Annotated in this window: 19 protein-coding genes; 12 read left to right on the top strand and 7 right to left on the bottom strand. The window is 70.1% G+C overall.

What is annotated here, in order from left to right; translation table 11 throughout:
• Positions 1-170: 170 nt before the first annotated feature.
• The 10 genes from PKF00_RS11095 (at position 171) to PKF00_RS11050 (ending at position 11,111) form a co-directional block, all read left to right on the top strand.
• Positions 171-1,466, top strand: coding sequence for a cytochrome P450 (locus tag PKF00_RS11095; RefSeq protein ID WP_271217343.1), 1,296 nt, complete (start codon positions 171-173; stop codon positions 1,464-1,466).
• Complete coding sequence (locus PKF00_RS11090; protein ID WP_271217342.1) at positions 1,463-2,344, top strand: terpene synthase family protein; 882 nt, start codon at positions 1,463-1,465, stop codon at positions 2,342-2,344. The genes PKF00_RS11095 and PKF00_RS11090 overlap by 4 nt, the downstream gene beginning before the upstream one ends.
• Before the next feature lie 179 nt (positions 2,345-2,523).
• Positions 2,524-4,650, top strand: coding sequence for a prenyltransferase/squalene oxidase repeat-containing protein (locus tag PKF00_RS11085; protein ID WP_438827850.1), 2,127 nt, complete (start codon positions 2,524-2,526; stop codon positions 4,648-4,650).
• Positions 4,651-4,862: 212 nt separating this feature from the next.
• Positions 4,863-7,304 (top strand): sensor histidine kinase, encoded by a 2,442-nt coding sequence (locus tag PKF00_RS11080; protein WP_271217340.1) that lies wholly within the window; start codon positions 4,863-4,865, stop codon positions 7,302-7,304.
• A gap of 96 nt (positions 7,305-7,400) precedes the next feature.
• Positions 7,401-7,829 carry a roadblock/LC7 domain-containing protein gene (locus PKF00_RS11075; RefSeq protein ID WP_271217339.1) on the top strand — a complete coding sequence of 143 codons (429 nt, stop codon included), beginning with the start codon at positions 7,401-7,403 and terminating at the stop codon, positions 7,827-7,829.
• Positions 7,826-8,218: a DUF742 domain-containing protein gene (locus PKF00_RS11070; RefSeq protein ID WP_271217338.1), complete on the top strand. Its 393-nt coding sequence runs from the start codon at positions 7,826-7,828 to the stop codon at positions 8,216-8,218. The genes PKF00_RS11075 and PKF00_RS11070 overlap by 4 nt, the downstream gene beginning before the upstream one ends.
• The gene (locus tag PKF00_RS11065; protein ID WP_271217337.1) at positions 8,199-8,816 is read left to right on the top strand and encodes a GTP-binding protein; all 618 of its coding nucleotides are present in this window, start codon (positions 8,199-8,201) and stop codon (positions 8,814-8,816) included. The genes PKF00_RS11070 and PKF00_RS11065 overlap by 20 nt, the downstream gene beginning before the upstream one ends.
• A 313-nt stretch (positions 8,817-9,129) precedes the next feature.
• Positions 9,130-9,549: a protease inhibitor I42 family protein gene (locus PKF00_RS11060; protein WP_271217336.1), complete on the top strand. Its 420-nt coding sequence runs from the start codon at positions 9,130-9,132 to the stop codon at positions 9,547-9,549.
• A gap of 130 nt (positions 9,550-9,679) precedes the next feature.
• On the top strand, positions 9,680-10,465 hold the full coding sequence (locus PKF00_RS11055) for a polyphosphate kinase 2 family protein (RefSeq protein WP_271217335.1): 786 nt from the start codon (positions 9,680-9,682) through the stop codon (positions 10,463-10,465).
• Positions 10,466-10,670: 205 nt separating this feature from the next.
• Positions 10,671-11,111 carry a hypothetical protein gene (locus PKF00_RS11050; RefSeq protein ID WP_271217334.1) on the top strand — a complete coding sequence of 147 codons (441 nt, stop codon included), beginning with the start codon at positions 10,671-10,673 and terminating at the stop codon, positions 11,109-11,111.
• Positions 11,112-11,374: 263 nt separating this feature from the next.
• Here the strand turns inward: PKF00_RS11050 and PKF00_RS11045 are convergent, their stop codons facing one another.
• Positions 11,375-12,118 carry a class I SAM-dependent methyltransferase gene (locus PKF00_RS11045; RefSeq protein WP_271217333.1) on the bottom strand — a complete coding sequence of 248 codons (744 nt, stop codon included), beginning with the start codon at positions 12,116-12,118 and terminating at the stop codon, positions 11,375-11,377.
• A gap of 239 nt (positions 12,119-12,357) precedes the next feature.
• Here PKF00_RS11045 and PKF00_RS11040 point away from each other — a divergent pair, with 239 nt between their 5' ends.
• On the top strand, positions 12,358-12,876 hold the full coding sequence (locus PKF00_RS11040; RefSeq protein ID WP_271217332.1) for a histidine phosphatase family protein: 519 nt from the start codon (positions 12,358-12,360) through the stop codon (positions 12,874-12,876).
• A 245-nt stretch (positions 12,877-13,121) separates the two neighbouring features.
• Here the strand turns inward: PKF00_RS11040 and PKF00_RS11035 are convergent, their stop codons facing one another.
• From PKF00_RS11035 to PKF00_RS11015, 5 genes are all read right to left on the bottom strand, one after another.
• The gene (locus PKF00_RS11035) at positions 13,122-13,664 is read right to left on the bottom strand and encodes an SMI1/KNR4 family protein (protein ID WP_271217331.1); all 543 of its coding nucleotides are present in this window, start codon (positions 13,662-13,664) and stop codon (positions 13,122-13,124) included.
• Between the two features lie 77 nt (positions 13,665-13,741).
• Positions 13,742-14,236, bottom strand: coding sequence for a hypothetical protein (locus tag PKF00_RS11030; RefSeq protein ID WP_271217330.1), 495 nt, complete (start codon positions 14,234-14,236; stop codon positions 13,742-13,744).
• A 328-nt stretch (positions 14,237-14,564) separates the two neighbouring features.
• Complete coding sequence (locus PKF00_RS11025) at positions 14,565-15,449, bottom strand: hypothetical protein (protein WP_271217329.1); 885 nt, start codon at positions 15,447-15,449, stop codon at positions 14,565-14,567.
• Positions 15,450-15,501: 52 nt separating this feature from the next.
• Positions 15,502-15,654 (bottom strand): hypothetical protein, encoded by a 153-nt coding sequence (locus PKF00_RS11020; protein WP_271217328.1) that lies wholly within the window; start codon positions 15,652-15,654, stop codon positions 15,502-15,504.
• A gap of 97 nt (positions 15,655-15,751) precedes the next feature.
• Positions 15,752-16,123, bottom strand: coding sequence for a hypothetical protein (locus PKF00_RS11015; RefSeq protein ID WP_271217327.1), 372 nt, complete (start codon positions 16,121-16,123; stop codon positions 15,752-15,754).
• A gap of 697 nt (positions 16,124-16,820) precedes the next feature.
• Between PKF00_RS11015 and PKF00_RS11010 the strand changes: the two genes are divergently transcribed.
• Positions 16,821-17,567, top strand: coding sequence for a VOC family protein (locus PKF00_RS11010; RefSeq protein WP_271217326.1), 747 nt, complete (start codon positions 16,821-16,823; stop codon positions 17,565-17,567).
• A 522-nt stretch (positions 17,568-18,089) separates the two neighbouring features.
• Here the strand turns inward: PKF00_RS11010 and PKF00_RS11005 are convergent.
• Positions 18,090-18,710: a hypothetical protein gene (locus PKF00_RS11005; protein WP_271217325.1), complete on the bottom strand. Its 621-nt coding sequence runs from the start codon at positions 18,708-18,710 to the stop codon at positions 18,090-18,092.
• Positions 18,711-18,735 lie beyond the last annotated feature (25 nt).

Below are 18,735 nucleotides of genomic sequence, written 5' to 3'. Positions count from 1 at the left end.
TTGCGCTCCCACCGCCCCGGCCTGGCCGTGGGCGGCGGTCACGCTGCGTAAGTTCGCGTCACGCGAGGTGGGAGAACGTAGCAATGTCGATCGGCGCGACTGTCGGAACGTTCCGGCGGAGCAGGACCATCCCCGTCCACCGTGCACTGCCAAGCCTTGTGAAGGATCCGGTGAACACGCTCGCCGAGATGGGCAGGCGGGCGAAGGGAGAGGTCGTCCGCCTGGATCTCGGACTCTTCCGCCCCTATCTGGTCACCCACCCCGACCACGTCCAGCAGGTGCTGAGGTCCGACTGGACGAACTACCGCCGCGAAGGCATGTTCTGGCGTCCCCTGCGACGCATGCTCGGCGCGGGCGTCCTGGGTGAGGACGAGCCGTGGGAGTCGGGCAGGAAGATCCTGCAGCCGCTGTTCACCAGACGCTACATCGGCTCGATCGCCGGCGAACTGGCCGGGGCGATCACCGCCCGCGTCGAGGAGCTCGACGAGTACGCCCTGGCCGGACGGCACATCGACGGCCTTGAGGAGATGTCCAGGATCGTCAACCGGGCCGTTCTGCGGGTGCTGTTCGGCGACAGGATCACCCGGGAGGAGGGTGAACGCCTCGCGCCCGCCTACGACGCGGCCGCGACCTCGATCAACTTCCGGCTGCTCATGCCGTTCATGCCCTACTCGGTGCGGGTGCCCGGCGACCGGGCCTTCGTCAGGGCCGTCAGGACCGTGGACGACGTGGTGTTCCCGGTGATCCGCAAGGCGCGGGCCGATCAGAGCGAGGGGCTCGACGTGATCTCCGCGCTCTGCAGGGTCAGGGGGGACGACGGGACGGAGATCGACGACAGGCGGATCCGCGACAACCTGGTCAGCGTGTACGGCGCGGCCTCCGAGTCCACCGCCATGACCCTGACCTGGCTGTGGCCGATCCTGGACGCCCACCCCCACGTCGCGGCCAGGCTCTACGACGAGATCGACAGGGTGGTCGGCGCGGGCCCCGTCGCCCCCCGGCACCTCCCCGAACTGCGCTACACGCGCATGGTGCTGCAGGAACTCCTGCGCCTCTACCCCGCGGGCTGGATCTTCCCCCGGATGGCCATGAAGTCCGCGGAGATCGGCGGTGTGCGCGTCAGGGCCGGCGCACAGGTGCTGATCAGCCCCTACGCCACGCACCGGCTCGACGAGTTCTGGGAGCGCCCGCTGGAGTTCGACCCCGAACGTTTCGCCCCGGAGGCGCCGGACCGCAGGCACAAGTACTCCTACTTCCCCTTCGGCGGCGGACCGCACCAGTGCCTGGGCCAGCACCTGTTCTACGTCGAGGCGCCCCTCCTGGTCGCCGCCCTCCTGAGCCGCTTCCGTCCCCGACTCGCCTCCGCCGGGCCGTTCACCCCGTCACCGGCCGCCTCGCTGCGGCCGAAGGAGAAGATCACGCTGAACCTCGTCCCGGTCCGGCGCGCCGCGGGCGAGGCGGCGTGACGGCCCGCACCGCTCCCGTGCCGCCCGCGGCCACGGAGTGCGGGACGATCTGCGCCCTCGCCGGACGGTCCCAGCGCGACATGCGCCGATGGGCGGAGGCCTACCCCGGCCTGTTCTCCGCCAAGCCGTTCGACGCGGCCCTCTACAGCACCCTGTCACTGGCCATGGCCTTCAGCGGCCCCTGGTTCACCGCGGAACAGCTGCGGACGGCGAACAAGGTCTGCCTGTGGGCGTTCGGGCTCGACTGGCTCGTCGACTACGTCGCGACCTCGCCGCAGGAGGCGGACGACATCGCGCGGCGCTGCCTGGAGGTGGCGGGCGGCGCTCCGCCGTGGGAGGGCGACGACCTCACCCGGATGCTCGCCGACATCCGCGACGAGCTCGCCGCCTCGCCCGCGTTCCCCGTGCTCGGTCCCGTCTGGCACGAGGAACTGCGGCGGATGCTGGAGGCGATGCTGAAGGAGTGGCACTGGAAGGCCGCGAAGGTCACGCCGACCTTCGAGGAGTATCTCGGCAACGCCGACAACCTCGGCTTCTCCTTCGCCTTCGCCTCCCACTGGCTCCACACCGCCGGCCCCGACGTCACGGCCGACCTCGACCGGGTCGGGGAGGCGTCCAGGGCGGTGCAGAGGGTGATCCGTCTCCTCAACGACCTGGGAACCTACGAGCGGGACGTGACCTGGGGCGACCTCAACGCCCTGCTGCTCGGGGTGGCCCGCCCCGAGGTCGAGCGGCGCGTCGCCGAACTGGCCGCGCTGAGCCGGGAGCTGATCGCCCCGCTGCGGGCGGGCACCCCCGAGCTCGCGGACTACCTGGAACGGCAGATGGACTTCTGCGCGGGCTTCTACCAGGTGGCCGACTACTGGGGCGCCCTGTGAGACTCGACGACCTTCTTCTGCGCGGCACGGCGTGCGTGCCCGCGAGCGCGACGAGCGTGACCACGAAGGTGATGGGCGAGAGCGCGGGCGCGGCGAGCGTGACCACGAAGGTCGCGGGCGCGGCGCGCGGGACCGCGGAGGTGGCGTTCGGGACCGCGGACACGGCGTTCGGGGGCGCGATGTTCGGGGGCGCGGACGCCGTACGGCGGCGCGCGGACGCCGCGGGAGGGGCGGCTCCCGCGGAGGTCGACGTGGCCGCACAGGCGTCCCGGCTGGTCGCCGGGCTCCTGGCCGAGCCGTGGGGCCAGGTCTCCGTCTCGGTGTACGAGACGGGACGGCTGGTGAGCCTGGCCCCGTGGCTCGCGGGCCACGCCAGGCGCGTCGAGTTCCTGCTGTCCTCCCAGCGGGCCGACGGCGGCTGGGGCGCCCCCGGCGGATACGCGCTGGTCCCCACCCTCAGCGCGACCGAGGCGCTGCTCGCGGAACTTCACCGGGACGCCTCAGGGCAGGACACTTCACGCCAGGAAGCTTCGGGCCGGGACGCTTCCGGCGGGGACGCTTCAGGTCAGGACATTTCGGGCCGGGGCGCTTCCGGCGGGGATGCCCTGGGCGGGGGCCGCGACGCCCTGGCCAGGGCCGCGCGGCGAGGACTCGAGGCGCTGGGCCTCCGGTCGTCCGGCCCGCACGACCTGCTCGGCCCGCACGACCTGCTCGGCACACACGGTTCGCAAGGCACACACGGTCCGCACGACCTGCTCGGCACACACGGCCCGCATGGCCCGCACGGCCTGCTCGGCATGCGTGACCTGCCTGACATGCCCGCGATCGAGCTCATCGTGCCCGCTCTGACATCCATGATCAACAGGCGTCTTGAGACCGAGGGCGAGGACGAGCAGCTGGAGCTCCCGGCGGGCATGGACGGGGCGAAACTGGCGGCGATCCGGGCCAGGCTGGCCTCGGGCGAGGCCGTCCCGCAGAAGGTGCTGCACGCGCTGGAGGTGGCGGGAGAGGCGGCGGCAGGGGCTCCCGGAGTCACGCCGAGCCCGATCCCGGAGACGCCGGGGCGGACGGGCGAAGGACCGCTCGCCCCCGAGAGGAGCGGCGAGGTCCCGCGGACGGAAGCCGGTGGGATCCCGGAGGCGGGAGTCGGAGAGGTCCCGGGGGCGGAAGCAGCCGGGACCCTGAGGGCGGGAGTCGGGGTCCCGGCGGGAGCCGGCGCGATCGGCGCGTCGCCCGCGGCGGGCGCGGCCTGGCTCGGCGGCGCGGAGACCGGTGACGCGGGCTCTCCCGTACGGCGGTACCTGGAGGCGGTCGCGGGCCGTCACGGCGGGCCGGTGCCCTGCGCCGTCCCCGTCGCCGCCTTCGAACGAGGCTGGACGTTGAGCTGGCTGCGGCGCGCAGGCGTTCCCGTGACCGTGCCGGAAGAGCTGGTGGCGGACCTGGACGCGGCGATCGGTCCTGCAGACGCCGCGGCGGGCCCAGGGTTGCCGCCGGACGCCGACACCACCTCCGTCGGGCTCTACGCGTTGGCGCTCCTGGGGACGCCCCGCGAGCCGGACAGCCTGTGGGCCTACGAGACCGGCACCCACTTCTGCACCTGGCAGGGGGAGGAGGGGGCCTCGCCGACGGTCAACGCGCATGTGCTCGACGCCTTCGGCGAGCACCTGCGCCTGACCGCCGGGCGCTCCGGGGGCTCCGGGCGGTACGCCGCGGCCGTCCGCAAGCTGTCGGGGTGGCTGCGAGGATGCCAGCGGGCGGACGGGAGCTGGCTGGACCGCTGGCACGTCTCGCCGTACTACGCGACGGCCTGCTGCGCGCTCGCCCTGGAGGAGTACGGCGACGAGGACTCGGCGGGCGCGGTGAGCCGGGCCGTGCGCTGGCTGCTGGACACCCAGCGGGCGGACGGTTCGTGGGGCCGCTGGCAGGGGACGGCGGAGGAGACCGCGTACGCTCTGCAGACCCTGTTGCTGACGGCCCCGGCAGGGCCGTCCGCGTCGGGTCTGTCTCATCCGGCGGGTTCGGTGGAGGACAGGCGGCGGACGGAGGCGGTGGCGCGCGGGCGCCGCAGACTGCTGGCACTGGTGACCGACCGCGGCGAGCCGGTCGAGGCTCCGGCCCTGTGGCACGACAAGGACCTGTACTTCCCCGCGGCGATCGTCAGGGCCGCGATCCTGGGGGCGCTGCATCTGGCCGCGCGCACCCTGCCTCAGGGGCCGCCTCCCCCCTCGCCGTCCGCGTCGCATCCGCTGCCTCTGCCTCGCGGCGGCGGGAGAGCGAAACGGTACATCGTCGATAACGGACAGTAGTCGGAATTCATTGCAGAATTTTGATCTGCGAAAAGGACAGACGGTCACATCTGGTCAATGTTGTCTTGAGTGTAATTGGCGACATTGCTAAGGTTCTCCGGGTGCCATGCCGGTTGCCGTCGACCGGCGCAATGTGGCGTACTTTTATTCACACACATTAATCGTCGTGAAAAAATATGTGATTTTCTTTCACTTTTGCCAGGATGGGTGCTATGCGCTTGCGTAACGCGCGTTTGCGGACCAAGGTCACGGCACTGCTGGTGTCCCTAATCGCTCTGTGGTCCTTCACCGCGTGGGTTACCGTACGTGAGGGTCTGAACATGCTGGGCGTCGCCAGGCTCGACGCGGGCGTCGCCGAGCCGAGCGAACGGCTCCTGGTCGAACTTCAGAACGAGCGCAGGCTCAGTCTGGTCTATATCGGCACCCCGGGCTCCGCCCGGCAGCAGCGCGAGGCGCTGAGCGTCCAGCGCAAGCGCACCGAGGACGCCGGCGCGAACTTCAGGACACTCGCGACCGGCGGCGACGTCCGGCTGATGGGCAGCGCCGCCCTCGACCGGCGCATCAAGGAGACGCTCCAGAAACTGGACGGCCTCCAGGGAGGCCGCAAGAGCATCGACGCGGGAACGGTCGACCGTGTCAAGGCGGCCGACATCTTCACCGACGCCATCGACTCCCTGTACCGCATCTACGACTCGATGGCGACGCTCGACGACGACGCCATCGCCAAGGACACCCGGACGATCATCCGGCTGAGCCGGGCCAGAGACGTCCTGACGCTCGAGGACGCGGTGGCGATGGGCGGGCTGGCCGCGGGCCGCCTGACCGACACGGAGCGCGCCCTGTTCGCGCAGACCGTCGGGACGAGACGGTTCATCCTCCAGGAGGCCGTGGCGGAGCTGCCCGCCGCCGACCGCGCGGTCTGCGAGCGGTTGATCGCGAGCGAGCCCTTCACCCGCATGCGCGGCATGGAGGAGCAGCTCATGCGGGGCGGCGCCCCGACCCCCGCGGGCCCGGCGAACCCGCCCCCCGCCGAGTCCGTCGACGCCCGGCAGTGGTCCTCGGCCGCCCAGCCCGTGCTGGCCAAGTTCCAGGAGGCGGTGCTGGGCGCGGGAGACGGCATCGTGCAGCGGGCGACCCCGGTCGCGGTCGGCGTGGTTGTACGGCTCTCGCTGGCCGGTGGTCTCGGACTCCTGGCCGTCATCGCCTCCATCATCCTGTCCATCACCACGGCGCGCGCCCTGGTCCAGCAGCTCGACAAGCTCCGGGTCGCGGCCTGGGAGCTCGCCAACGAGCGGCTTCCCTCCGTGGTCGAGCGGATCGGCCACGGCCAGGAGGTGGACGTCGCGGCGGAGGCGCCGCCGCTCGAGTTCGGCAACGACCAGATCGGACACGTCGGCCAGGCGTTCAACGCCATGCAGCGGACGGCCATCAAGGTCGCGGTCGAGCAGGCGCAGTTGCGGCGTGACATCGCCGACATCCTGCGCAACCTCGCCCGCCGCACCCAGTCGCTCGTCCACCGCCAGCTCAGCGTGCTGGACGTCATGGAGCGGCGGGAGAACGACCCTCAGGAACTTCGCGACCTGTTCCGCCTCGACCACCTGGCGACCCGCATGCGGCGCTACGCGGAGAACCTCCTCGTGCTGTCCGGGGCGGCGCCGGGACGCGCGTGGCGTGACTCGGTGCCGATGATCGACGTGGTCCGCGGCGCGCTGGCCGAGATCGAGGACTACACCCGGGTCGACGTGCTGCCGCTGGGCGAGGTCGCGCTGGACGGGCGCGCCGTCGGCGACGTCATCCACCTGGTCGCAGAGCTGGTCGAGAACGCCGCCTCCTTCTCGCCGCCGTACACGACGGTGCAGGTCAGCGGATACACCGTGGCCCACGGGTACGCACTGGAGATCGAGGACCGGGGCCTGGGCATGAGCCCCGAGGACATCGCGGACGCGAACGAGCGGATCGCGAACCCGCCCGAGCTCAAACTGTCGGGCAACGCCCGCCTCGGGCTCTACGTGGTCAGCCGCCTGGCCGAGCGGCACGAGATCCGGGTGACGTTCAAGGCCTCGCCGTACGGCGGCACGACCGTCGTCGTCCTGCTTCCCCAAGAACTGGTCAAGGAGCAGCCGGAGCCGGAACCGGAGCCGAGGAGGGACGGCGTCGCCGCCGCCGTGCCGCAGCCTCGCACGGTGATGGCGGGCGGGACGTCCTCAAGGCCCCGTGACCTGGGCGACGACCCACTGGGAATCGCCGGCGCCAAGCCGGTGGACAGGAGGGAGAAGGCCATCGACGAGTCCGTCAGGGCGACGCCCTCCGAGCGCCAGGAGACGGCGCGGCCCGTCGCGGGGAGAGGCGTGCCCGGTGGCGCGCCCGACGATCCCGCCTCCTCGCTGCCTCCCGTCCTGCCTCCTCCGGACAGCAGCCACACGCCCGGCGGCCTGCCGCGCCGCGTGCCGCAGACGCACCTCGCCGCCCCGTTGCAGGAGGACGAGCCGTCGTCACGGAAGGCTGACCACGACGACGCGGACGAACGTTCGCCGGAGATGATCCGCGCGGCCATGGCCTCCTTCCAGGAGGGCACTCGCAGAGGCCGCTCGGACGCCGCCCAGCTGCTGGACAAGGAGGGTGGTCGCGCCGACGGAGGCGGATCCCGCCCATGACACCAGTGACGATCTCGATTCGCGCGTGCCGACCCGGCGCAGACGAGCCGCCAGAGGGCCATGACCGAACGCCCGCCGCCAGAAAGAGGACAACGAGTGGTGCAGGGAACAGGATCTTTCACCGACCTGGCCTGGTTGCTGGACGACCTGGTCGATCGAGTGGGGGAAGCCGAGCACGGAATCGTCTTCTCCACCGACGGTCTGCTGCTGGCGACCTCGGCGGAGTTCGACCGGTCGGACGCCGAGCACCTGGCCGCCGTCGGCTCGGCGATCCAGAGCCTCGGCAAGGGGGTCAGCGACCGGATCAACGGCGGTTCGGTGCGTCAGACCATCATCGAGATGCGTTCCGCCTACCTGATCGTGACCGCCGCGGGGCAGGGCGCCTGCCTGGCGGTGCTCTGCACGAACGAGGCCGACGTCGGCCTCGTGGCCTACGAGATGGCGATGCTCGTCACCCGGGTCGGGCAGTACCTCATCTCGCCCGCCAGGGCCACGGAATCCGTCAAGGACGAAGTTCCGCGATGACCCCCAGCCCCTTCGAAGAGCCGCCGGACACGCAGTGGGTGGGTGAGGAGGCCGGGCCGATCGTCCGGCCCTACGTCCTGACCCGCGGCAGAACCGAGCCGACCCGCGGCAGGTTCGACCTCATCACGCTGGCGGTGACCATCCGTTCCGCCTCACCCAGGGAGTCCGGGCTCGACCCCGAGTGCCTCGCCATCGTGAGGCTCTGTCACCAGCCGCAGTCCGTCGCGGAGATCGCCGCGCACACGAACCTCCCCGCGGGCACCGTCCGCGTCCTGCTCAGCGACCTTCTCGACCAGGGTTTCATCGTCCTGCAAGAACCCCATTCGGAGACTGACATGCACGACGAGAGGCTGTACAGGGCGGTGCTCGATGGACTCCGTGCGCTCTAGTCGTGACGCCGGGCGCGTCAGGCTGCCCAAGGCGATCAAGATCCTGGTCGCGGGCGGCTTCGGGGCGGGAAAGACGACGCTGGTCGGCGCGGTCTCCGAGATCCAGCCGCTGCGCACCGAGGAGACGCTGACCGACAGGGGCGTCGGGGTCGACGACCTGTCCGGAGTCGAGAGCAAGCAGACCACCACGGTCGCGATGGACTTCGGCCGCATCACCATCGGGGACGCCTACCGGCTCTACCTCTTCGGGACCCCGGGGCAGGAGCGGTTCTGGTTCCTGTGGGACGAGCTGGCCCTCGGCGCGCTGGGCGCGGTGGTGATCGCCGACACCCGCAGGCTGGCCGACTGCTTCCCCTCCCTGGACTACTTCGAGCGACGCCAGACGCCCTTCGTCGTCGCGGTCAACTGCTTCGACGGAGCCCGCCGCTACGACCTGGACGAGGTACGGCTCGGCCTGACCCTCCACCCGGACGTCCCGGTCGTGCTGTGCGACGCCAGGCGGCGGGAGTCGAGCAAGAAGGTGTTGATCACCCTGGTCGAGCACGCGATGAGAATGCGCCTGGGCGCGACGGTCGCCGGGGACACGACGGCCCGCTGACGGACACCCAGGGACACCCAGGGACACCCGGGGACGCCCGGGGCATCCGGGGACGACCTCGGGACGCCGAGGGACGTCTTGGCGACCGGGATCTCCGGGGGTGGGGCGTACGGCGACGGGATCTCCGGGGTGGGGCGTGTGGCGACCGGGGTGTCTGAGGACTGCGGGCAAGTGGGACGTGTGGGGCGACGGGAGCGCGGTCCGTCGCCGGGAGGCGGCGGGAAGAGGCGGGACGTCCTGGGTGTGGCGCGGAGGTGTCCTGACGGCGTGGCCTTGTGAGGCACCGGGAGTCGTGCTCGCTACTCTGGCCTGCGTGATTTACCGAACGTGGGCTGTCGCGCTGCTGCTGGTGGCACTGGTCACGGGATGCGGCCCCGGAGGCGCCGTCTCCGACTTCGGCACCGTCGTCCACGGAGGCGTCGGCAAGACGGTGGACGTGCCGCTCACCCCGGGCAGGAGGTTCTCCCTCGCGGTCGAGGAGAACCGCTCGGCGGGGGAGGGCTGGCGGCTGGCCGCCCTGCCCGACGTCAAGGTGGCGTCGTTCATCAGCGAGGAGTATCGGGCGGGCGACGGCGGGGGCGGGGTGCGCTACTTCGTCTTCAACGCCAAGTACCCCGGCACGACCACCGTCACGCTCATCGCGTGCGAGCGCTGCGCCGACGGCAGGACGCCCGCCGGCGGACAGGGTGGGAACGAGACGGGGAAGGCGGTCTTCCGGATCACCGTCGCCTGACCCCGCTCCGCACCGCCTTGTACGGCACCGCGTCGTCCTGTCCGCCACGCTGGCCACCGCGTGGTCTTGTCCACCGCGCGGCTCCTCGGCGGGTGGCCGCCTCCCCCGGGGAGATGCGAGGCTGGTCGTCATGAATCGTTTGTCTGAGGTCGACCTGTCCCAGAGACTGCCCAGGAAGGAGGCGGCCGAGCGGCTCGACGCCGCGCTGGACCGCCTGCTGCGGCTGCGGCTCATGCTGGGCGGTCAGATCGGTGAGCGGCGCCTCGGGCCGCCGTTGTGCGTGGTGTTCGAGGGCTGGGACGCCTCGGGCAAGGGAGGGGCCATCAAACGGCTGGTGCGCCCGCTCGACCCCAGGCACGTGCGGGTCGCCCAGTTCGCGGCTCCGACCTATGACGAGAAGCGGCACCACTTCCTGTGGCGGTTCTGGCCGGTGCTGCCGGGCTGGGGCGGGATGGCCGTCCTCGACCGCTCCTGGTACGGGCGGGTGCTGGTCGAGCGGGTCGAGGGGTTCGCCACGGAGGAGCAGTGGTCGCGGGCCTACGACGAGATCGTGGAGTTCGAGCGCACTCTGGTCGCCGAGGGCATGATCATGGTCAAGTTCTGGATGCACGTCTCCGAGGAGGAGCAGCTGCGGCGCTTCGAGGACCGGGCGGGCGACCCGCTGCGGGTCTGGAAGCTCACCGACGAGGACTGGCGCAACCGTGACAAGCGCCCGCAGTACGAGGCAGCCGTCGAGGAGATGCTCGCCCGCACCGACCAGCCGAGGACGCCGTGGCACGTCGTCGCGGGCGACGACAAGCGGTTCGCCCGGGTCACGGTCGTCGAGACGGTGTGCGCCGCGATCGAGGCGGGGCTGCGCGACCAGGGGCACGACCTGAGCGACCCCGCCGCCGACCCGCAGGTGACACCTCGTTGATCCTCTGACTGCGGACACCCGTCGGGGGTCGGGCATTCCGGGCACCCAGCGCGGTTTCCGAGAGCGCCAACCAGGTGGTCAAGACGGTCGGGCGGGACGCGTACGACCGAGGACGTCCAGCGGAGACCTCCGGTGCGGTACCCACCTGGGCCCACCGGGGCCCACCTGTGCCCACCCGTGCTCACCGGCTCGCTAAGCTCCCCGCATGGCCGCCGAAGATCGACACGCGATCGTCAAGGACCTGCTCTCCCTCCCCTTTCCTCAGGAGGCCAGACAGCTGGAAGGCTTCTCCAGCAGCGGTCCGGGCCACCACGTGCGTGTCCTCCAGGCCAGCCAGGACTTCTGGGACGACCGCAGTGAAGAGACCGTCGACGCGGCCGAGCAGGAGATCGACGTCACTTACCGGGAGCTGGTGGCCACCCTGACGGCGCACTGGGGCGACCCCGAGGCGGTCGATCTGGAGCCTTACCTGTCGGGTGAGCTCCCGGCCGCGGAACCAATGGGTCTCCTGTGCCTGCTCAGCGGAGAAATGCTCGTCTGGCGGCGACCGGAAACCGGCCGATGGGTAGCGCTCGCCGTCGGTCAGGCCGACCGTGAGTTCCCCGTCGAGTTGCTGGCGGCGGTAGGTGACGCACCGCTTCCCTGAAGCGGGCTGACTCCCGCCACTCGCCGAACCCGATCACCCCGCGTCGGCCGGCCGACCAGTTCTCCTGGTGGGCTTTTCCGGTGGGCCACGAAGCTTCCGTGCCACGGCAGGGTGATCACCTGACCTCGCAATTCCTCCGGCGAGGTGTGATCCGCGCACGCGATTCCCCGGTCACCGCCGCCGCCCAGCCGCCTCAAGCCGTGTTCGCCCGGTCGGGCTCACCCGGCTGGGCGGCTTGGCCGTTCGGAGCCTGATCGGTGAGGCTAAACGGCTTCCAGGACGAAGAACAGGAAGCACAGGAAGGTCGAGTCGGCTTCTTTGAGGACATCGGGGAACAGTTCGTGCGCGCCTGGCGCCGGGTGCGGTTCGCTGATGACGGCGATCCGGAAGCCGGCCGCGGTGAAGGCGTCGGTCATCGCGTGCAGCGGCCGGTGCCAATACGTCAGCACGGCGTTCTGGCCGCTGAAGGTGTACTCCTCGGAGTGCTCGCGGGGCGCGAAGTAGTTGGCATCGGGATAGGTCAGCTTGTAGACGAAGGGGTGATTGACCGCCACGATGAGTCGGCCGCCGGGCGCCAGCACGCGCCGCAGGTCGGCGAGCGGCGCCTTCCAGTCCTCCAGGTAGTGCAGGACCAGGCACGCGATGGCATCGTCGAACGCGCCGTCGGGGAACGGCAGAGGAGCGCCGCCCAGACTGGCCTGACACAGGGCCGCTCCCGCGCCGAGCCGCTGCCGGGCCAGGTCCAGCATCTTGACGCTGGGGTCGACGCCGGTCACGATGGCGCCCTGATCGCGCAGCGACTCGAGCAGAGGACCGGCGCCGCAGCCGACATCGAGGATCCGCCGCCCGGCCACGTCCCCGGCCAGGTTCAGGATCGCGGGCCGCGTGTAGTAGCCGTTGATGAGGCTGGCCTCGGTTTCGGCCGCGTACGCCTCGGCGAAGCCGTCGTAGTCGTTGACCCCGGCCTGGTCGGCGGACCCGGCGGAGTTCTCGATCATGGGAGACATGGGCCCATCCTGGCATAGCCGATCACCATGGGCGTGTCCGGATTCGATCGGTGCAGGGGACGAGCGTTTTCCGGCTCGGCACTGAACCCGACCACGATCCCGGGGGAACTACGTGAGCGCGCAGGGCACACCCGTCTGAGCCACTCAACAGACAGGACGCCCCAAATGCCTGCTTCTCCAGACGGAGAGGACAGCGGCTCTCATTCCGATGGGCCTGTCGGCTCGATAGATTCCCTTCCATGCTCCTCCTGGTCCGCCATTCCATGCCTGCCTACGGGCCGTCTGTCCCGCCGCACGAATGGACGCTCAGCGCCGAGGGGTGGCAGGCCGCTCAGCGGCTGATCACCCGTCTGCCCGAAGACGCCTGCCTTGTCGCCAGTGACGAGCCGAAGGCCTGGCAGACCCTGGGCGGCGACGCGGTCACTCGTGATCGACGGTTCAACGAGGTCACCCGCGTGGAGCCATGGGAGGGCAACTATCGCGAGTTGCGGCGCGCATACGTGGAAGGCGCGGATCACGCGGACTGGGAGCCGCGAGCCGAGGTCGCCAAGCGCTTCGACGCCGGGATCACCGAGCACCTCGCACTCGCCGGCGGGCGCCCGCTCGTGGTGGCGACACACGGCATGGCGATGACTGTTTGGGTGAAGGCGCGGCTGGGCCTGCAGAGTCCCGGTGACTTCTGGGCGGACCTCCGCTTTCCTGACGCGCATCTCGTCGACCTGGACTCGGGCGCCGTCGAGCGAGCCTTGGCCCTCTGAACGTCACCGGAAGGACCAGGAGGCAGCCGAGAGCACAGCAGCCGAGCCACGATCACTCGAACTTCGACGAGAATCGCTCAACCTTCGCTGTGACAGGGCATGAAGCGACGAGATCCCGTTCGATCACCAGGATCAGACGGGATCCGTCAACTTCAGTCCAGCCGTTTCAAGAACGGCCCCTGGTGGAGATGAGGGAAACGGGGCCGCGCGCTGTCCGGCGCTCGCCGGCTCAGTCGCCGTAAGCCCTAAAAATCGTTCTTCATCAACTCCCAGAAGGACACGTAGCGGTTGGCCCCCGGCAGCCAAGGCGCGAGAAACCAGGCTTCCCACTCACCTTCAGGGGTCTTGACATGGGGATTGAGGAGAGTCACCCCGTCGTTCCAATGCCCGACCAGAAGAGTGTCGGGCACATACTCCTCTCTCAGGTCGATGCAGTCCTGCTCCTTGCCGTAGACGAAGTAGAGGTCATCGGGCACGCTCCGAGGCGTCTCCCCGTCGGGTCTGAACGCCTCGGCAAGCCGGGGCTCAAGGTCACGGAGCCAGCCGACCGTCGCGACAGACCGTATGCAGGCCTCGTCGTCCTCGGCACCCCAGCCGTCGGCGAACAGGAGGAACTGCCGGTAGCTCGGTGGCAGGTCCAGGCCCAACCGCTCCTCAAGCCGACGGAGCTCTGACTCACCGGCCGGGGGACGCAGACATCCGCCTGAATCCTCCCGAGGGTGGTCAGGGCCGTCGGTCACCGGGTTCACTTCCGGCAGGAGATCAGACCATGCGTACTGGACACTCATGGTGGGCGAAGATATTCGGCACGACTGACACTTCTGCACTGGTGGCCGCGCACAGCGCGAAAGGGTAAGCCAGATGTTTACGCCTGGATGGTTATGTACACCATTTCGCTCATCGGCAGTCCCGTGGCCGCAACCGCCTCGCGCAGTTCGCTGCTCATGTGGCCCGCCCACTCGAGCTGCTCCACCTCAACGAGGGTGGAAGTCCATCTGGCCGATGCCAGATCGATCTCGTGCCGCTGTCTCTGCCATACGCGCCAGCCGCTCCGGCTCAGCCGTCGCTCGGTCTCGGCGACCACGTCTTCCGTCGCGCTGCCGTCGAGGTGGACCACGAGATACTTGAACTCGACGTAGGAGTTCTCCCACTCGTGAGCTATGCCGCCGTCTTCGCCGACGACCCGGCCGACAGCGCGCAACTCTGAGAGCACGGCGGGGTCCACGCGCCGAACGTCGGGCCCGAAGAGGAAGTGCAGCGCGGCCCACCCCAGGCCGACCACCATGAGGACAGCCGCCGGCAAAGCCAGGATCGAGACCAGGCCGTTGTTCGGGGAGATGTGTCTGCGTAACAGCGTCATGCCACCTGCACCTCCTCGGATCCAGCGATCATGCTGCCGGACAGCAGGCCAGACAATCAAGGGCGAACGCCGCACAGCAGAAAGTCGCGGACCCGTGGTCGCGGCGAACGCGAGCGACGGCTCCGCGGCGAGGAGTCCTCCGGCCCCTGCTCGCCCCTGACGCAGAGACGATCGAGTGCGCTCCGCTCGGGCGTCATGGGCGGTAGACGGAGATCGTGCCCCGGACTCGCGGTGATCGTTTCCCGCCGGGGGAGCGGGCCAGACCACCGCCGGGCTTGTCGACGCCGCGAAGTCATGCGTTGCGGCCCCGCAGGTACGTGTCGCAGGGCTAGGAACGGCGCGGGTCATAGTTCTGGAACTCGACCAGGTGGATGCCGCTCTGCGACAGCAGGGGCACCCCGCTGCTGGAGTCCAGCACCACCCGGCGTCCCAACGGCTCGCGCAGCGTGACGCCGATCTGGTCGGTCTTCCCCATCGCGGTGCAGCTCTCCACGCCGTCGTCGTGCCGGACGTCGACGTCCACGACCACCGCCTCGGGCGTCTCGTGGACGCGCGAGCCGTACGTCGTGTCGCACGTGCCGTGCAGATAGCTCAGCCGGAGCTCAGTTGGCGTGGGCACCTCGTAGGTGCTCACCTCCTGGGTCCCGTCGTCCAGCGGCCGGGGCGGCCCGCCCATCGCGGCCGGGTCCACCGCCACCCGCCGGAACGGCTCCGGCACGCCCTTCACGGTGAAGTCCCACGTCGGTACCCGCACGTCCCCCCGGCTGCTGGGCATCGTGGCCTCGCCTCGCGCCACCGCGATCACGCGCAGCGGTCGGCAGCCCTTGGCCGGACACTCCTCGTCGACGAAGGACTTGGGCTTGCTGAGCCCGGCGTAGGCGGCTGTGGCCGCCAGGACCGGCACGCTCAGCGTGCCCCCGTCGGCCCAGTGCAGCTTGGCCGGGGCAGGAGCCTCGGCCGGGAGTTCGATCTCCAGCTTCCAGGCACTGTTGATCATGCTCCGTCCGACCCAGCGGGGCGTGTGCCCCCAATCGAGCTCCAGGGTCAGGTTCCGCAGCGGGACGAACCCCGCGATCCAGGGCTCTCGCTCCGCCGAACCTCGCCAGTGTTCGGTGACCTCGCGGGCGCGTTCGGTGAACTCGTCGGCGGTGACCGGTGCTCGGACGGAACCACAGGCCGTTGCGAGCGCGAGGAGCACTACGGCTGGAAACATCCTCATGATCGATAGACGTGTCAGCGGGCGACGCGGTTCGCTCAGCCACACATCAGGGCATATCAAAGCCTCTATGAAAGCCGGAGGTGCTCCCACCGCGCTTACCGGCGACCGTGTGCGCGAAGACCTCGTGCGGGCGGTGGCGCCGGTTGACCGGCCCGGCCTCCTCGGCCCGCGGGATGTCGGCCCAGCCGTTGTCCTTCATGTTGATCCACAGTGGACGCGAGCCGACGGTCTCGGTGCACGGGACGTGGTGGCGGGGGTCGTCGGCGGTGACACGTCGCGCCGGCCGGCCGGGTCCGTCAGCGGGTCAGCAGGCGGGTGAACGCGACGAGAAGGCAGACGGCGGAGGGGATGAGGAAGATGCCGACCGAGGGCAGGGTGAGCAGGCAGAAGGCGCCCAGGAGGACGGTCGCGGCGAGGGTGGACGCCTTGCGCGGCGCTCCGGCGACGAGGAGGGGGAGCGCGGAGAGCGCGACCGGGACGAGGAAGAGCAGCGCGCGACCGCCGATGACGTCGGTCGCGCGCCTGCCGGTGATCCCGGACGGGGTGGCCGACGCGTAGACCGGCACGAGGAGGAGCGCGACGGCGGCCACGAGGCTCAGGGCCACGGCGCCGAGCGTCCAGCACCGGGCCGACTTCGCCTGCTGGTCGTTCCAGGTACGGGTCGTCATGCTCACTCCCCTGGTAGTGGCCGATCACGCGCCGGTCGCCTGTGGCGTGCTCGGTCGAGCGTCCGGATCAACTCGTAGTGGCGAGTCAGCAGGAAGGAGCAGGAGTCGTAGGACCCGGTCAGGTTTCCGTTCCACCATCCCTGCGCGCGGTCGGCCGCGTAGGTCTCGGGGCCGCCACGCAGAAAACGTGGTTCAGGTGGACCGCCGCCGACTCGACGCGCTGGTCGTCGCAGCCCTACAGCTCTGCCGGGAGTCGGAGAACAGCCCTACAGCTCTGCCGGGAGTCGGAGAACAACGTCCAGCCACTCTGCCGGAACCGATTGTATTCGTAGCCGCCGCCGCCCGGAATGACGCAGTCGGCGTTATTCCACCGCCAAGCGACGGAGTTCTTCACCGAGTTCGCGGCGGTGTCCACCGGGTTCGCATGAAACCGCCCCAACCGATGTAGGCCGCCTTCCCGGCGATGTGAAGAAATTCGATTCCAGAAAGGCCTCGAACCGGGCGTCGGATCACATGTTCGCAGGCCGACAGCAGTCGCTGAGGTTGAACTCGTGGTGTCGTAGGGGCTGACCGCGACCTGGCGGGGCTGAGCGCTCTGATCGGCGAGCTGCCCGTTGCGGCCGGTGAGCGAGTCGATCTCTGTTCGGCGACGGTGTCTGCGGATGTCGCCGCGGAGCGGGTGCATAGGATCGCCGGCATGGCCCTGCGACCTGTTCAGGTGAACATGAAGGCTCTTGATGACTCGGCGGTCGGCCGGTTCTGGGCGGAGGCGCTCGGCTGGAGCGTTTCCGGCGGGGTGCCGGGCGTGACCACCTACGTCGGACCCGTCGGCGGTTTCGTCTGGCCGGACCCGGTCGCCGTCTGCGTCGACGTCGTCACGGTCCCGGAACCCAAGACGGCGACAAAGAACCGTGTGCACCTCGATCTCGCCACCACCTCCGCGGCCCATCAGGCGGAGTCGGTCGCGCGCCTTCAGGCTCTCGGTGCGACGCCCGCCCACGTGGGCCAGGGCAAAGTGCCGTGGACGGTCCTGGCCGACCCGGAGGGCAACGAGTTCTGTGTGCTGGAGCCTCGGGAGACCTACCGGGACACCGGGCCGATCGCCCGGGTGGTGGTCGACTGTGCGGATCCGCGGGCCATGGCCCGGTTCTGGGGTGAGGCGACGGACTGGACGCTGCACGAGGTGACCGACGATCGTGCGGTGTTGCGTTCCGCCAAGGAGGTCGGCCCGTATCTCGAGTTCCTCCGCACGCCCGGCGTGAAGACCGTGCCGGACCGCGTCCACCTCGACCTGCTGCCGTACCCCGGTGACGACAAAGCGGCGGAGGTGGCCCGGCTGCGGACCCTCGGCGCCACCGACCTCGACCTCGGTCAGGGCGACGTCCCGTGGACGTGCCTGACCGACCCGGAAGGCCACGAGTTCTGCGTCCTCGCCACGTCCTGACGCGGCCCGATGATGCATGATCACCGTATGGTCTCACTCGACCGAAGGATGATCATTGAATCGCGTACAGGGAGCCCGTCGCGGTGGAGCCCGTGGTTTCGTAATCCTTGGCTGGCTGTTCCTCGTCCTGGGGATCGGCTTGGGAGTCCTCCTCGGGTCGGAAAGCGGAGCGACCGCAGGGGTGATCGCGTTGGTAGGCGCGGGGCTGGGATCTCTCCTCACCGCCGTCGTGCTGGCGCTTGAGAATTCTCACCGTGACTGATCAGGGCCCATAGTCACTCAGTTGGCCACTCGGCAACGCAGAAGGCCACTTCCGATCCCGCGGAAGTGGCCTTCTGGCCTTGGTGGGGATGAGGGGATTCGAACCCCCGCCCCCTCCACGCGAACAACGACAAACCAAACGAACCAAACAGGTTCAGCGAATCAAGCGAACCAAACGGGCCGAACGAACCACGTGGGCAAAGACGAACAGCGCACCGCCCAATGCTCCGAAGGCGGCGGGGAACACGGCTGGAAGTGTCCCTACAGGTCCAGGTCCGAGCCGCCGAAGCGGTCGCGCAGGAAGCGTCCCTGGTCGCGCAGTGCCTGCTCGTCGCCTCTGTGCACGGCCTGCGCCACCTCCCGCAGCCTGGTGTCCAGCAGGTCGAGCTGGGCCAGGAGCTCCTCGTGGGCGCTGTGCTCGCGTTCGGAGCGGCGGTTGAGGGCGTAGGAGCGGGGCAGATTGGCGTAGGCCTCCAGGCTGGAGGGGAGGTAGTCGCGGATCGTCCGGGAGACGATGTGCAGGTGGTCGGGGGAGGTGGTCAGCACCTCGGCCCGGCCCAGCACGCCGCTGAGCACGTCGGCCAGGCCGCCCAGCCTGGCCCGCACGTCGTCGGGGAAGCGCTGCAGGCCGTCCACCTTCCGCAGCAGCGCCTCCAGGTCCGACCGGAGCCGGGCCGTCTCGACCTCGGCGTGGGAGACGGCCAGCCGGACGCGGTCCGGCGGGGCCAGCAGCGCGCCGACCCCGTACAGGCCGACGACCACGACCGGCCAGAACGCGCCCGCCAGGCCGAGGAAGTGCGCGCCGAACCCCAGCAGGGCCAGGGCGCAGCCGACGATGTTCCTGGTGGAGCCGAGGTATCTCAGCACCCTTTCAGCGGTCATGGCCGCACCCGTCGGCGAGCCGCCC

The organism is Streptosporangium carneum (genome assembly GCF_027922005.1).
Lineage (GTDB): Bacteria > Actinomycetota > Actinomycetes > Streptosporangiales > Streptosporangiaceae > Streptosporangium > Streptosporangium carneum.
The sequence above is the reverse complement of the archived record's forward strand: the minus strand, read 5'-3'. Positions and strand labels throughout refer to the sequence as shown.

Bases quoted from the DNA above. Each gene is read 5' to 3' on its own strand.
- PKF00_RS11070 (WP_271217338.1), top strand. From the start codon at position 7,826: ATGACCCCCAGCCCCTTCGAAGAGCCGCCGGACACGCAGTGGGTGGGT.
- PKF00_RS11020 (WP_271217328.1), bottom strand. From the start codon at position 15,654: ATGAAGGACAACGGCTGGGCCGACATCCCGCGGGCCGAGGAGGCCGGG.
- PKF00_RS11025 (WP_271217329.1), bottom strand. From the start codon at position 15,449: ATGTTTCCAGCCGTAGTGCTCCTCGCGCTCGCAACGGCCTGTGGTTCC.
- PKF00_RS11030 (WP_271217330.1), bottom strand. From the start codon at position 14,236: ATGACGCTGTTACGCAGACACATCTCCCCGAACAACGGCCTGGTCTCG.
- PKF00_RS11010 (WP_271217326.1), top strand. From the start codon at position 16,821: ATGGCCCTGCGACCTGTTCAGGTGAACATGAAGGCTCTTGATGACTCG.
- PKF00_RS11015 (WP_271217327.1), bottom strand. From the start codon at position 16,123: ATGACGACCCGTACCTGGAACGACCAGCAGGCGAAGTCGGCCCGGTGC.
- PKF00_RS11055 (WP_271217335.1), top strand. From the start codon at position 9,680: ATGAATCGTTTGTCTGAGGTCGACCTGTCCCAGAGACTGCCCAGGAAG.
- PKF00_RS11080 (WP_271217340.1), top strand. From the start codon at position 4,863: ATGCGCTTGCGTAACGCGCGTTTGCGGACCAAGGTCACGGCACTGCTG.
- PKF00_RS11065 (WP_271217337.1), top strand. From the start codon at position 8,199: ATGGACTCCGTGCGCTCTAGTCGTGACGCCGGGCGCGTCAGGCTGCCC.
- PKF00_RS11035 (WP_271217331.1), bottom strand. From the start codon at position 13,664: ATGAGTGTCCAGTACGCATGGTCTGATCTCCTGCCGGAAGTGAACCCG.
- PKF00_RS11050 (WP_271217334.1), top strand. From the start codon at position 10,671: ATGGCCGCCGAAGATCGACACGCGATCGTCAAGGACCTGCTCTCCCTC.
- PKF00_RS11045 (WP_271217333.1), bottom strand. From the start codon at position 12,118: ATGTCTCCCATGATCGAGAACTCCGCCGGGTCCGCCGACCAGGCCGGG.
- PKF00_RS11005 (WP_271217325.1), bottom strand. From the start codon at position 18,710: ATGACCGCTGAAAGGGTGCTGAGATACCTCGGCTCCACCAGGAACATC.
- PKF00_RS11040 (WP_271217332.1), top strand. From the start codon at position 12,358: ATGCTCCTCCTGGTCCGCCATTCCATGCCTGCCTACGGGCCGTCTGTC.
- PKF00_RS11085 (WP_438827850.1), top strand. From the start codon at position 2,524: ATGTTCGGGGGCGCGGACGCCGTACGGCGGCGCGCGGACGCCGCGGGA.